This window comes from Bacillus sp. FSL K6-1338 (genome assembly GCF_038006965.1).
GTDB lineage: Bacteria > Bacillota > Bacilli > Bacillales > Bacillaceae_G > Bacillus_A > Bacillus_A thuringiensis_S.
The window spans coordinates 277,960-294,162 of sequence record NZ_JBBOWI010000002.1; the positions used below are offsets into that span (position 1 = coordinate 277,960).

Below are 16,203 nucleotides of genomic sequence, written 5' to 3' on the forward strand. Positions count from 1 at the left end.
TAAAAATATGAAGTTAAACATATGGTTGAAGTTTATCATTTTAATGACCTTAATAGTACTCCCTTATCGACAGGTGGAAGCACAGGAAACGGTACAGTTTAATGAGAAGAAAATACAGAAGCATATAGAAGAACAAATATCTCAAGCGGGTATTCCTGGACTTTCAGTAGTAATTGTAAAAGGAAATGAAACGATTTATAAGAAGAATTATGGCTATGCCGATACAAACAAAAAACGTCAAGTTACGAATGAGACGCTTTTCGAGCTAGGTTCTACTTCAAAAGCTTTTACGGCATTAGCTGTATTGCAGCTAGAAAAAGAAGGGAAAATTAAACTTAGTGATTCTTTAACTAAATATGTTTCATGGTTTGAAATGGAGTATAAAGGCAAACCTTATGAAATTACACTTTATGACTTATTACACCATACTAGTGGAATACCGGAAAAGGCCATTGGATATATTCCTATAACCAATGGCAAAGATTCTATTGAGAAAACGATTAGGAATGTTATGCCAATAGGACTAAACCGAGAGCCGGGTAGCAGTTTTGAATATTCTACGGTTAACTACGATCTATTAGGCTTAGTAATCGAGAAGGCAACTAATCAATCATTTGAAAGATATGTTCAAGATCATGTGCTATCAAAGTTGGATCTATTGAGTACATACGCTGGACGTGAGATGGCCCCATTAGATAACATGGCCCAAGGTTACAAGCGTAATTTCTTACAATCATTACCCTATGACGCTCCTAATTATAGGGGGAATACACCGGCTGGATATTTTATTTCAAATATAAATGATATGGAAAGATGGTTAAAATTACAGCTTGGGGTTGAAAAGCCTAGGATGTTTCCGGAGGAATTGATTAACGATTCTCATAAAGCGAATAGAAAGGTTGCCCCAGATAGCAATGGAGCTTCATATGCAGCTGGATGGGAGGTCTATCAAAGTGGTGGAGGGGAAATTTCACATGGTGGAAGTAACCCAAATTATTCATCGTATATTGGTTTCCGTGATGAGGAACAGATAGGGGTCGTAGTATTAGCAAATCTGAATAGTAATTACACTTACTATATCGGTAGCAGTCTTTTAAATATGATGATAGATAAAGAAGTTAAACCGTTACTCTATGATGAATATAAGAAAACGGATCAAATAGGAACAGCCTTATTTGTGATCTCATCTTTGTGTTTACTAACTTTATTGGTCATGTTATTTCATTTAATCAGGGAGATTATTTTTAGAAAAAGAAAATTTATATTACCAACGGGAAAAAAATGGTTACATATGGTATTAGTTGTTGCGATATATGGGCTAATGATTTATGCACTCTATCAACTACCAAATCTCTTGTTTGGAGGGCTTCCGTGGGCATTTATAAAAGTTTGGGCTCCTTCAACTGTTGTACTTGCAATATATGCAATTGCTGGGGTGGGTTTGGCCTATGTTATCCATACATTCTTAAATCTTTGTTTTCCAAGACAAAAGGGAAAGTCGCTTTTGACTTTAATTGTTTTGGGATTAATATCAGGATTTGGTAATGCCTTTCTCATTTTTGTGATTAATGAAACGTTTGTTAGAGCAAATAATTTGGAAAATGGCTTGTTATTTTACTTTGTACTTGGAATCGTTATGTATGTCTTTTCACAACGTATTATTAGAACTAGCATTGTATCGTATACAAACGAGCTAGTTTATGAAAAAAGGATGGAATTAACAGATAAGTTGTTACAGACTCCTTATTACAAATTGGAGTTGATTGAGAAGGGACGAATAGAGGCGACATTAAATAACGATACGGAAGTTATCTCTCGTTCTCTCAATCTATTAGTTACTGCTGGAACAAGTTTATTAACGTTACTGTTTTGTTTTCTCTATCTTGGTGTAATGAATATGTATGCCTTTTTACTATCCTTGTGTATCATCTTTATTACTGCAGGGGTATATTCTCTGATCGGACGACAAGCAGATAAAGTTTGGAATGAAACAAGAGATATTCAGAATGTATATTTCCGTTTGATTGGTGATCTAAGGCATGGTTTCAAAGAGCTTAGGCTTCATACTGGAAAACGAAACGATTTTCGAGAAGTTATGAATGAAAGCTGTAATAACTATCGTGTTAAACGAACGATAGGAGATATTAAATTTGCAAATGTGTTTGTTCTGGGAGAACTATTATTCATTTTTGTTATTGGTATTGTAGTTTTCGTATTTCCAGAAATTTTTGTTAATATGCCAAAAGAGACGATAAGTAACTATGTAATTGTTTTTCTGTATATGACAGGTCCAGTTAATGAAATACTGGGCGGTATCCCTCAGCTCGTAAATGTACGTATTTCTTGGCAACGTATTCAACAAATGGTGAAGAGTGTAGATCATATAAAGGCAAATGAGCAAATTGCAACAACAAAAGAGTACTTAGATGTGCCAATTTGTTTGCAGCTACAAAATGTAAGTTATAAGTATAAGAATAAAGATGGAGATTTTACTGGTTTTGGTATTGGTCCAATAGACATGGAATTTAATTCTGGAGAAATAGTCTTTATTGCTGGTGGTAATGGGAGTGGAAAATCTACTTTATCAAAACTGATTACTGGGTTATATGAACCTAATGAAGGTAACGTTTTATTAAATGGAAAAGAAATAGCTCCAGAGGAATTGAATCAATACTATTCAGCTATCCTGAGTGATTTTCATGTTTTTGATAGGCTATATGGAATTAATACAGAAGGAATGAAAGCAGAAATCGATCATTATTTAGAACTTCTCCAACTGAGTGACAAGGTTGGCATTGAGAATGGGCGCTTTACTACTACGCAACTATCAACTGGACAAAAGAAAAGGTTGGCATTGCTGGTTACGTATTTGGAAGATCGACCTATACTTTTATTTGATGAATGGGCAGCGGATCAAGATCCTGGTTATAGACGCTTCTTTTATGAAGAATTGTTACCTCAAATGCGAGCGAAGGGTAAATGTATTATTGCTATTACTCACGACGATCAATATTTTCATTTGGCAGATAAGCTTATAGTGATGGAGATGGGAACTGTGAAAATGAATAAAACAAAGGAGGCATTATTATGAGTAAGGAAATTAAATGTGTTGTTTGGGACTTAGATTGTACAATTTGGGATGGTGTTTTATTAGAGAGTGGTACGGTTACTTTAAAACCTGGAATTTATGAAATTATATGTGAATTAGATCGACGTGGAATACTGCAATCAGTTGCTAGTAAAAATAACTACGAAGATGCAATAGCTAAATTACGGGAATTTGGAATAGAAGAGTATTTTTTATATCCGGAGATTCATTGGAACTCTAAATCTAGTTCCATTGAGAAAATTAGAAAAAATTTAAACATAGGTATTGATACTTTTGCGTTCATTGATGACCAACCTTTTGAATTAGAAGAAGTACAGAGCGTTCATAATGATATTCTGTGTATACATGTAAATGAATATAAGTCGTTATTAGACTTGCCACGACTACAACCAAAAAGAATTACAGAAGATTCAGGTCGTCGAAGACTGATGTATTTAGAAAATCTTAAGAGAACGAAGGATGAAGAAGAATATGAAGGCCCAAAAGAAGAATTTTTAGCTTCACTTGGGATGAATTTTGTGATTAGTGAGGCTCGTGAGGAAGATTTACAGCGTGCAGAGGAGTTAACAGTACGTACGAATCAATTAAATTCGACTGGTATTACCTATGATTATGATGAATTAAACTATTATCGTAATCATCCAGATTATTTATTATTAGTTTGTGAGTTATCAGATAAATATGGCTCCTATGGGAAGATTGGTTTAACACTTGTAAAAAGGACGGAGGAAGCCGACTGCCTAAAACTTCTTCTCATGTCTTGTCGTGTAATGTCCCGTGGCGTTGGTACTATACTCCTTACATATCTAATGGAAAGAACAAAACAGGCAGGTAAACGCTTTTTGGCTGAGTTTAGACAGACTGACCGTAACCGTATGATGTTTGTTACGTACCGATTAGCTGGATTTAAGGAAACTAGCAACGAAAATGGAATATTAATTTTAGAACATAATCTTGAGAATATAAATCCTTATCCTCACTATATTAATATACAATTTCCGGAAACACCAACGGATGTGGATAGAGGGGAAGTGGAAATATGCAACAAACAATTGTAAAGCATTCTCTTACGCATCCACAAAAAAGAGTTTGGTATAATGAACAAATTTATCCAAACACATCTATGTATAACATCGGAGGGATGGTTCTTATTAATGGGGAAATTAATTTTACAATTTTAGAAAAAGCAATTCAATTATTCATTAAGAAAAATGATGGTTTACGTCTACGGATTTTTCAACAACATAGAGAACCCCACCAATATATATCACCATTTGAACCTACACCAATACGTTTAATTGATTTTTCTAATCATCATAATCCAAGTTTAGAAGCTAGAAAATGGGCCCAGGATGAATTTCAAAAACAAATTCCACTTGAAGGAGGCCCTCTGTTTGAATTTGTGCTCTTGAAAATAAGTGATGTAGAAAGCTCCTATTTTGTTAAGTTTCATCATATTATAGCTGATGGTTGGACAATCCAACTTATGACGAGTCAAATTATCGATTTTTACTCTAAGTTAAAGAATGATGAGCATATAAATGATACGGTTGAATCTACTTATCTGTCTTATTTACAAGCAGAGGAGAAATATCTGGAATCCCCTCGATACGTAAAAAATAAGAATTATTGGAATGAGAAATTTATGAATCTGCCAGATTTCTTTTTATCAAAAACATCTCATTCTCTAGAAGGGAAACGAAAGATATTTTTAATTGAAAAAGAAAAATCGGTTGCCCTACAGTCTTTTATACAAAAACATAGAATATCTATGAATACATTATTTTCAACCTTTATGCTTATTTATATTCATAAAATGTATGATCAATCAGACATTATCATTGGATCTCCTGTACTAAATCGTTCCGGTGTACTAGAAAAGAAAATAGTAGGTATGTTTACTAGCACAATGCCGTTACGGTTAAATGTGGATGAAGATGAGAGTGTTCTATCTTTCATTAAAAGAGTAAATCATGAAATAAAACAATGTCTATTTCACCAGCGTTATCCTTATAACTTATTGGTAAAAGACTTGCAATTGACTAGTAAAGGATACGATGGTTTATTTCAATATAGTGTGAATTACTATAATACAAAACTTAAAAATACTATTGATGGATTTTCTTTAGAAAACGTGGAGTTTTACAGTGGTTACCAAGCCTATTCATTGCAGTTAGTTATTAAGGAATGGGCAGATGAAGGTTTAGAAATTCAATATGATTATAAAGTCGCGGATTTTGAAGAAGATCAAATCAATTGTATGCATGAGAGGTTTTTAGCTTTAATAGAACAAGTTTTACGTAATGAAGATCAATCGATAAAAGAATTATCTTTGTTATCGGATGATGAGCAAAAGTTTATGTTAGAGAAATTTAACAATACAGCTGTTGTGTATCCGAAAGAAAAAACTATTCAAGAATTATTTGAAGAACAAGTAAAACAGACACCAGAAAAAATAGCAATTCAACATGCTGATAGATCAATGACTTATCTTGAATTAAATAAGAAATCTAATCAGTTAGCAAGAAAGTTACGAGAAAAAGGAGTCAAAAATGGTCAAGTCGTGGGTATACTAGCTAAACATTCACTTGAGATAGTAATTGCAATTTGGGGAGTTATTAAGGCTGGAGGTACATATTTGCCTATAGATCCTTCCTACCCAGAGGACCGAATTCGTTATATTTTGAATGATAGCGGCACAACATTACTTTTAACTGACTATACAAATGAGGGTAATTTAGAATATTTAGGTGAGAAAATTAATATATGTGATCAGAAACTTTATGAAGGAGATAATGCCAATCTAAACCTAGTAACTGCACCAAATGATCCAATATATATAATTTATACCTCTGGAACCACGGGGAATCCTAAAGGAACTGTAATCACTCAACATGGATTGGTTAACTATATTTCCTGGGCTAAAAAGAACTATATTAGTAGTGAAAATGATGTTTTTGCATTATATTCATCCGTTTCTTTTGATTTAACAGTAACTTCAATATTCACTCCTTTAATAAGTGGTTTATTGTTAGTAATATATCATGATAATGAAGATGAGTTTATTTTGTCAAAAATACTCAAGGAAAATGTAGTAACAGTGTTGAAAGTTACGCCTTCACATTTAGTATTGTTAAATAACTATTCACCCCCAAGAGTTTCATCTCTTCGCAGATTGATTGTGGGTGGAGAGGATTTGAAAACCTCAGTCGCCGAAAAGATATATGATCTTTTTAGCGGTAAAGTTGAAATAATTAATGAATATGGACCAACTGAAACTGTGGTTGGATGTATGATTCATCGTTATGATCCAGATCTAGATCGAAGAGCATCCGTACCAATTGGTACACCAGCTGATAATGTTCAAATATATTTATTGAATAACAATCTTCAGCCGGTTCCTATTGGTGTAAAAGGAGAAATTTATATATCGGGTGATGGGGTAGCTAAAGGTTATTTAAATCGTCCGGATTTAACAGCGCAACGTTTTTTATCCAATCCATTTATTTCGAGTGAGAAGATGTATCGAAGTGGTGACTTAGCTGTCATGTTGCCAAATGGATTAATTGAGTATCAAGGACGGATGGATTCTCAAGTGAAAGTTAAAGGATATCGTATTGAAATAGGGGAAGTTGAGAATGCACTGTTACAACACAAGTCTGTTAAAGATGTAGTAGTGGTGAATTGGCAAGGTGAGGATAATTCAAATCATCTAGTTGCTTACATTGTTTTGAAAGACAGTGTTCAAAATATAGAAATACGCAGTTTTATTTCGCATATGCTACCAAGTTATATGATTCCTTCATTTTTTATCTATATGGATCAGCTACCGCTTACTATTAATGGAAAGGTAGATCGTCAAGCGTTGCCAGATCCGATGTTAAATAACGGTTCTAATCATACTCATTTAGAAGAAGTAGATGAAGATGTTACTGGAATGGTTAGTGAAGTTCTCAAGGAAATATTACAGACTGATAGAATCGAATTGCATAGTAATTTTTATCGTTTAGGTGGAGATTCTATTAAAGCGATCCAAGTGAGCGCTAGATTACAAGAACTGGGATGGAAAGTTAGAGTTAAAGATGTACTAAATTATCCAGTTGTAAGTGAATTGGCAGCAATGTTAGTTAAACAAAAAGATGTTACAGTCTCACAAACATTGGTAACAGGAAAGGTAGAGCCTACTCCTATTATGCGTTGGTTCCTTGATCAACAGTTTAAGAACCCGCATCATTGGAATCAATCGGTATTACTGTCTTTGAAGAAGCCGGTTAAAGAAGAATATGTTAATAAGATGTTAAATACGATCATGCATCATCATGATTTGTTACGGTTAAGGTATGAGGATAAGCAGGATTACTTCTATTATGACGAAGATATGTCCATTGTTGATTCTAAGGTTACCATGTTTGATTTTTCTGAAATTCCAATTGAAATGGCTTTGAATCAGGTTCATATAAAAGGTGAAGAGTTAAAAGGAAGTTTAAATTTGAATGTAGGATCATTATTTAAAGGGGCCTTATTCCAGCTTTCAAATGATCAACAGTTGTTATTATTAACTGCACACCACCTTATTGTTGATGCTGTGTCCTGGCGTATTTTAATTGAAGATGCAAACCGATGTTTGAATAGCTTGTATTTAGGAGAAGTTCCATCGCTACCATTAAAAACTAACTCTTTCCAAGATTGGTCTGAAGCTTTAAATAGTCGAGGAGTTAATTTAGTACGTGCTGAATTAGATTATTGGGAATCCATAGATAACATGCTAGATAATAATTTTCAAATTAATAGAGAAAAAGAAAATAGTACTGTTGAAAGTTGTACGACTCTTACCTTTACATTGAATGCAGATGATACAAGAAAACTATTAACTACTGCAAATGTGCCTTACAATACACAACCAATGGAGTTGTTACTTGCTGTGTTGACAGAAAATTTAGGTAAATATACAAACCAAGATCAAATTAAATTTGAGTTAGAAGGTCATGGTCGAGAGGAATTATTTGAACATCTTGATATTTCACGTACAGTAGGGTGGTTTACAACGATGTATCCTATTGTATTACAAGTTTCGCATAATATTGCTAATCAAATAAAGAGTGTTAAAGAAGAGGTTCGTAAAAGACCTAATAAGGGAATTGGATATGGAATTCTTAAAGAGAAGTTTCCTTCTTGCAAAGATTTAACTCAAAATATAATTCGTTTTAACTATTTAGGAGAGATAGATAATTCTCTCGGGGATGGATGGTTTACTATTGTTGATTATCAAAGTGGCAGTGAACAATCAAAAGATAATCATATTACTGCATTATTGGATATTGTGGCCATGGTTAAGAATAAAAGCTTAGAAATTCATGTGACATTTAGTACAAGTCATTTTCAAAAGAATTTTGTAGAAAATTTATTTTCAGATTATCTAGAACGACTACAGACATATATCCAATCCTGTTGTCAAATGCAAACAAAAGAATTTACTTCATCAGATTTTGAAACCTTAAACCTTAGTGATGAAGAAATTGATAATTTGTTTGATTAAACAACTATTTGATGAAAATTTTATTTAATAAAGGAGAAGTCACTTGAGAAAATTAATGAAAGATTTATCGCCAGGATTGAATAGTAACAAATATTTGGTTTGTGTTCCTTATGCTGGGGGCTATTCGAATTCTTTTTTACCTTTAAAGAATTATTTACCGAAAGATATAAAACTTATTTCATTTGATCCTCCAGGCCATGGTCCTAATCTTTCTCCACTAGTTGATAACATAGATGATCTTGTTAATTTATATTTAATGGAGATGCAACCAATTTTAGAGGGAGAGGTTACATTATTTGGCCATAGCATGGGAGGAATTATAGTTCACCGTATGGCTCAAATTTTAGAAAGTAAGGGTATAAATCCTAAAAATGTTATTATCTCTGCTATGAATCCACCGGAAATAAGAAGAAAAACAAATCATTTAGATGATAAAGACTTTATAGATTATATAAAGTCTTTGGGAGGATTACCGGATGAAGTATTACAACATCAGGAGCTTTTAAACTATATCCTTCCAGTTATTCGATCAGACTTTCGTGCCATTGAGAATTATATAAATGATGACACAACATTGTTGAAAGCGCCTCTATATATTATTAGTGGAACAACAGACTCTAATTATACAGTAAAAGGGGCTAAGAAGTGGGTAGAATGGGGCAATGAGGTTCATTTTCTAACAGTTAATGGTGGTCATATGTTTTTACTACATCAAGCTGACATCGTGGGCGAGTTAATTATGAAAATACTAGATAGGGTAAAATCTGTGAAGTAAAAAAATTAAGAGATGTATCTGAGTAAGAGAAAAGTGCATTTCTATGCTTTATGTGGAACTTCTATCGTTAAAGTAGCAATCTAATTGGTCGTCATTGGGAAGTTTTATTACTGAGGAAGAGAACTCCCAATGACGAGTATGATTGTGCCCCCTCATGATAAAACGGATAGGTCTATGGGGAACATAACCACTAAATATGTAGTATTTAGTATCAATATCATAGAGAATGGTGGGAAGAAAAAATGCTTGATAAATTTACCCAGCAGGTTTTATTATCTAGTGAAAAATTTAAAAAAGAAAAAGAATATTGGTTAGACAAGTTATCAGGTGATGTTGAGTTAAGTAGATTTCCTTGTGATTGTCTGTCTTTAAATAATATTCAGGCTTCTAAAGAAAGTTATTATTGTCAATTCCCATCGGATATTGCGAAGAGAGCTGTAGCAATTAGCAATAATTCTGATATGTTACTGTACACTATTTTATTATCAGGTGTGAAATATCTCTTAAGTAGATATACCGATAAGGATGATGTAGTAATTGGAATGCCAGTTTTTAAACAAGGTCAAGAAGAGACGGTTTTTCAAAACAACTTTTTATTATTACGTACTCAAATAAATCAAGAAGATAATTTTAAAGAAATAATATATAAAATTAAAGAAACAATTTTAGAGTCAAATGAACATTGTCATTTTCCTTTTAATAAACTTACTCAATTATTAAGTCTAGATGGAGAGAGTAATAATCTTCCCTTATTAAATACAATAGTAATGTTAGATGATATTCATTGTTATGAGAGTACAGATAAAATAAACTCTGATATGGTTATTAGGTTTATGAAAAATGAAGAACAGTTAAAGGTTCAAGTGGATTACAACTCTACTTTATATAGTGAAGGATTAGTTAGTAGAATAGTTAATCATTTATATAATATTTTAGATATATTAATGAAAGATCCAAATAAATCTGCAATGGATCTAGATGTAATGCCTAAAACAGAAAAGAATCAAATATTATTTGATTTCAATCATACGACTAGAGTTCATAAAACATTACTTTGTGAGACTGTAACAGCTCCTCAATTATTTGAAGAGCAGGTAAAACAGAATCCTAATCAAATAGCGATTGTATGTAATGGAAAAGAAATTACATATAAACAATTAAATATAAAAGCTAATCAGTTGGCGAGAAGGTTATTAGACCAGGGAGTTAAAAGAGAATCCATTGTTGGTGTGATGATGGAACGCTCTATTGAGATGATTGTAGGCATATTAGGTATCTTAAAAGCGGGTGGGGCGTATTTACCGATTGATACCGAGTTACCAAAACAAAGAGTGGAATATATGCTGACAGACAGCGGGTGTTCACATGTACTAACATATCAAAACTCTATTATAAAGGGAGTAGCATTTCAAGGTAGTGTAATAAATCTAATGGATATTCCTTTTGAAGAAGAACAAGTAGAAGATTTGCAGATAACGATGGAACCTCAAAATTTGGCATATGTTATTTATACATCAGGTTCTACAGGCCAGCCCAAAGGGGTAATGATTGAACATCGTTCCTTAACTAATTTTTTGTGTGCAATGTATGAGGACTTCTCTCAAGATATAGGGATAACTGATAATGTACTATTCTCAAGTAGTATTTCTTTTGATGTTACTATATTTGAAATATTTGTCCCATTGGTATATGGAGCAAGAATGACTATTTATCAAGGTGAGAAGTTTGATGTACCAAAACTTGTACAAGTCATTCTTGAGGAACAGGTCACGTTAGCATATATTCCACCTACCTTATTAAATGAAATATATGATTATTTTGTAAGGGCGAATCAGAAGATATCGTTAAATAAACTTTTCGTGGGAGTAGAACCAATTAAAACAGAATTACTTGCAAAATACGATCATCTATTTAGGGGGAACCTCCAAATATTAAATTTATACGGACCTACAGAGGCTACAGTCTGTTGTACATCTTATCAATATGAGAGGGATAAAGAAATTACAATACAAAACGTACCAATAGGTTCGCCATTGTTAAATACTAAAATTTATATATTGGATTCATTTCACAGGCTACAACCTATAGGTGTTCCAGGAGAAATATGTATTTCTGGCATAGGGTTAGCTAGGGGATACATCAATCGAAAAGAATTAACAGCAGATAAATTTATTGATCATCCATTTGAACATGGTGAGAAATTATATAAAACAGGAGATATAGCGAGATGGCTACCTGATGGTAACATAGAATACTTGGGACGAGTTGATCATCAAGTGAAAATAAGGGGATATCGAATAGAACTAGGTGAGATAGAAGCAAGTTTGTTAAAATATGAGACAATCAAAACCGCCGTAGTAATACAGCGAGAAGATGAAAGTGGAGAAAAGTATTTATGTGCATACGTAGTTACAGAAAAAGATATTCCTATTCCAGAGGTAAGAGCATATTTAGCAACCAAGTTACCATATTATATGATACCTCAACAAATCATATCCATTCAAAACATACCGTTAACACAAAACGGAAAAATAGATAGAAAAAAATTACCTCAACCTATTAATAATTTGAAATCTAGTCATCTAGAGCCGACAAATTCTACAGAAAGAAAATTAGTTGAGATTTGGAAAGATGTATTAGGAATACAAAGGGTAGGAATACGGGATAATTTTTTTGAGATAGGTGGTCATTCATTAAAGGCTGCTAGGCTAATTTCTATCGTTAATAAAGAATTTAATGTGCAATTATCTATTAAATCCCTATTTAAGTTTCCTATTTTGGTTGATTTTTCAAAATGTATATTAGAAATGGAAAAAAGTAATTATATTTCCATAGAACCTGTAAAACAACAAGAGTATTATTTAGCTTCTACGTCACAAAAGAGAATGTTTATAGTAGATCAATTCGAAGATGGTACAAATACAACTTATAATATGCCCACAATACTTAAAGTAGAAGGGGATATTTGTAAAGATAAGTTTGAAAATATATTTCAATCTTTAATTGAGAGACATGAAATATTAAGAACTTCTTTTCAAATTTTAGATGGGGAATTAGTGCAGAAAATTGAGCCTAATGTAGATTTCAATATTGAATACGTTCATGTAAATGAAAAAGATGCGGATTATTTAATACATGAGTTTATAAGTCCATTTGATTTATCAAAACCTCCATTATTAAGGGTGTTGCTTTTAAGGATAGCAGAAGAAAGACATATTCTTGTAGTAGATATGCATCATATAATATCTGATGGTTTATCAATGGGGATATTAATAAAAGAGTTTGTAGAATTGTATAAAGGAAATGAGCTTCCAAAATTGAGAGTGCAGTACAAAGACTATGTGATTTGGCAAAATGGACCTTACTATAAGAATCTAATTAGTGAACAAAAGAATTATTGGTTAACAACTTTAAAAGGAGAACTCCCGGTTTTAAATTTTCCAACCGATTTTCAAAGACCGACTATACAAAGCTTTAAAGGTAATGTTTGTTCTTTTAATTTGGGAACAGATTTAACTTTTAAAGTAAATAAGCTAGCAACTGAAACTGGTACCACGCCATATATGATTTTATTGGCCATTTATAACATACTTTTATCTAGATACACAGGTCAAGAAGACATTATTGTAGGTTCGCCTATTGCTGGAAGGTCTCATTCTGATACTAATCATATGATTGGTATGTTTATTAATACTTTAGTAATGAGAAATTATCTAGAAAATGACGATGAGTTTATTGAGTTTTTGAGTAGATTAAAACTCAATACATTAGAAGCTTATGAAAATCAAGACTATCCTTTTGAAGAACTATTAGAAGGTTTAGACTTGCATAGGGATACAAGTAGAAATCCATTATTTGATACCATGTTTGTTTTTCAAAACATGGATATGAATCCAATATCTATTGGTGAATTAGAATTTACACCGTATCCGTTTAAGCAGTCAGTTTCAAAATTTGATTTGTCATTAGTAGCAACGGAAATAGATAATAACATTCATTTAAAAGTAGAATATAGTACTAAGTTATTTAAAGCGGAGACAATAGAAAGGTTAATGGTACATTTTACAAATATAGTTGAGGAAGTAACTAATAACCCTAGAGTACGATTGCGTAATATTAATATGTTATCTATAGAAGAAGACCATTGTATTATGAATGAATTTAACAAAAAAGAGAATTCAAATTCTAATCATTTATTAGTGCATAAAATGTTTGAAGAACAAGTAAAACGGAACCCTAATCAAATAGCCGTTGTATGTAATGAAAAAGGAATTACATATAATGAATTAAATATAAAAGCTAATCAGTTGGCGAGAAGGTTATTAGACCAAGGAGTTAAAAGAGAATCCATTGTTGGTGTGATGATGGAACGCTCCATCGAGATGGTTATAGGTATATTAGGTGTCTTAAAAGCAGGTGGGGCGTATTTACCAATTGATACCGACTTACCAAAACAAAGAGTGGAATATATGCTGACAGACAGCGGGTGTTCACATGTATTAGTACATCAAAACTCTATTATAAAGGGGATAGAATTCCAAGGTAATGTAATAGATCTAATGGATATGTCTTTTGAAGAAGAACCAGGAGAAGACATGCACATGATGATAGAACCTCACAACTTAGCGTATGTTATTTATACATCAGGTTCTACAGGACAACCTAAAGGAGTAATGATTGAACATCGATCCTTGACTAACTTTTTGTGTGCAATGTATGAAGATTTCTCTCAAGATATAGGGATAACTGATAACGTTCTATTCTCAAGTAGTATTTCTTTTGATGTTACTATTTTTGAGATATTTGTCCCATTGATATATGGCGCAAGAATGACTATTTATCAAGGTGAGAAGTTTGATGTATCAAAACTTGTACAAGTCATTCTTGAGGAACAGGTTACATTATCATATATTCCACCTACTTTATTAAATGAAATATATGATTATTTTGTTAGAGATAACCAGAAGATAGTGTTAAATAAGCTACTTGTGGGAGTAGAACCCATTAAAACAGAATTACTCGCAAAATACGATCATCTATTTAGGGGGAACCTCCAAATATTAAATGGATACGGACCTACAGAGGCTACAGTTTGTTGTACATCTTATCGATATGAGAGTAATAAAGAAATTAAAACACAAAACGTACCGATAGGTTCGCCATTGTTAAATACTAAAATTTATATATTGGATTCATTTCATAGGATACAACCTATAGGTGTTCCAGGTGAAATATGTATCTCTGGCATAGGGTTAGCTAGAGGATACATCAATCGAAAAGAATTAACAGCAGATAAATTTATTGATCATCCATTTGAACGAGGTGAGAAACTATATAAAACAGGGGATATAGCAAGGTGGCTACCTGATGGTAACATTGAATACTTGGGCCGAGTCGATCATCAAGTAAAAATAAGGGGATATCGAATAGAACTAGGTGAGATAGAAGCGAGTTTGTTAAAATATGAGACAATCAAAACGGCCGTAGTAATAGATCAAGAAGATGAAGCTGGGGAAAAGTATTTATGTGCATACGTAGTTACAGAAAAAGATATTCCTATTCCAGAGGTAAGAGCATATTTGGCAACAAAGTTACCACATTATATGATACCTCAACAACTCATACCAATTCACAATATACCATTAACACAAAATGGGAAAATAGATAGAAGCAAGTTACCAAAGCTAAATACAATGAGCAATAGTAATTATGTACCACCAAGAAATGAAATAGATAGTAGTTTAATTGATATTTGGAGTAGTATATTAGGCGTAAATAATATTGGTATAAATGATAATTTCTTTGAATTAGGTGGTCATTCTCTTAAGGGATTAAAGTTATTCGAAAATATCAAGAGAATGTTTAATGTGCAACTGCCATTAAGTTTATTATTTCAAAAGGCTACTATTGAACAATTAAGTGATGTAATAAGTAGGAATAAAGGAATAGACAGTGAGTGTTTAATTCCAATTCAAAATGGAACAAACAAGGATAGTCAATGGTTCATTGTTCATGGGCAAGGCGGGGGTATATTAAACTATTATGATTTGGCTAGAGAATTAGGAGAGAATAAGACTGTATATGGGTTACAATCTATAGGATATGATGATTATAGATTTCCAAACTTATCTGTAGAGGAAATGGCGGTAAGATATATAGAAGAGATTAAACAAGTAAAAAAGGAAGGGCCATATACCTTATTAGGATGGTCTTTTGGAGGGATAGTTGCATTTGAAATGGCTAGAAAATTAGAAGAACTAGGTGATAAAGTTAGTTTTCTAGGTTTACTTGATGTTCATCCTATTGAACAAGGTAAGGAGATTCTTAGTTTAAATATTAGGAATGCATTTGAAGAATTGGAAAAATTCAATGATCAGTTAGGGATTGAGAAAAATAGTTTTGAGCAAATGAGTGAAGAACAATTAATAGAATCTTTACTGAAAAAATTTACATTGAATGAAAATAGTTGTCAGCAAAATTTTGAAGATCCAATGATGAATAAGTTAAAAGTAATGATAGCTAATAGATATGCATACCTAAAATATAATTGTAAACAAAAAATAAAAGCAGATATCTTTCTATTTAATGCATCTATTAATGACATTCACCCACTAGTAGATTATAACAGATGGAATGAATATACATCAGGGGAAGTATACGCTTTGCAAGTGCCAGGTTCCCATCTGAGTATGTTAGAGAAACCGCATATTCATGAATTGGTAAAGAGTATAAAAATGAATTTTAAACAAATGCTCTTATTAGCACATGTAAATAAGTGAAATA

The 16,203-nt window shown here is 32.4% G+C and carries 5 protein-coding genes; all 5 read left to right on the forward strand.

Annotated features, from left to right (window positions below):
• The first annotated feature begins 7 nt into the window (after positions 1 to 7).
• The 5 genes from NZ044_RS28255 (at position 8) to NZ044_RS28275 (ending at position 16,199) form a co-directional block, all read left to right on the forward strand.
• A complete protein-coding gene (locus NZ044_RS28255; RefSeq protein WP_340950131.1) occupies positions 8 to 3,091 on the forward strand; it encodes a cyclic peptide export ABC transporter in 3,084 nt (1,027 codons plus the stop codon).
• Entirely contained in the window at positions 3,088 to 4,167 is a 1,080-nt protein-coding gene (locus NZ044_RS28260) for an HAD-IIIC family phosphatase (RefSeq protein WP_000031543.1), read from the forward strand. The genes NZ044_RS28255 and NZ044_RS28260 overlap by 4 nt, the downstream gene beginning before the upstream one ends.
• Positions 4,149 to 8,645, forward strand: a complete 4,497-nt coding sequence (locus NZ044_RS28265) for an amino acid adenylation domain-containing protein (protein WP_340950132.1) — start codon at positions 4,149 to 4,151, stop codon at positions 8,643 to 8,645. Before NZ044_RS28260 ends, NZ044_RS28265 begins: the two co-directional genes overlap by 19 nt.
• A gap of 43 nt (positions 8,646 to 8,688) precedes the next feature.
• Positions 8,689 to 9,420, forward strand: a complete 732-nt coding sequence (locus NZ044_RS28270) for a thioesterase II family protein (RefSeq protein ID WP_001228849.1) — start codon at positions 8,689 to 8,691, stop codon at positions 9,418 to 9,420.
• 242 nt (positions 9,421 to 9,662) lie between these two features.
• Positions 9,663 to 16,199, forward strand: coding sequence for an amino acid adenylation domain-containing protein (locus NZ044_RS28275; RefSeq protein WP_340950133.1), 6,537 nt, complete (start codon positions 9,663 to 9,665; stop codon positions 16,197 to 16,199).
• Positions 16,200 to 16,203 lie beyond the last annotated feature (4 nt).

Coding starts and splice junctions, on each gene's coding strand:
- NZ044_RS28265 (WP_340950132.1), top strand. CDS start 4,149: ATGCAACAAACAATTGTAAAGCATTCTCTTACGCATCCACAAAAAAGA.
- NZ044_RS28275 (WP_340950133.1), top strand. CDS start 9,663: ATGCTTGATAAATTTACCCAGCAGGTTTTATTATCTAGTGAAAAATTT.
- NZ044_RS28255 (WP_340950131.1), top strand. CDS start 8: ATGAAGTTAAACATATGGTTGAAGTTTATCATTTTAATGACCTTAATA.
- NZ044_RS28260 (WP_000031543.1), top strand. CDS start 3,088: ATGAGTAAGGAAATTAAATGTGTTGTTTGGGACTTAGATTGTACAATT.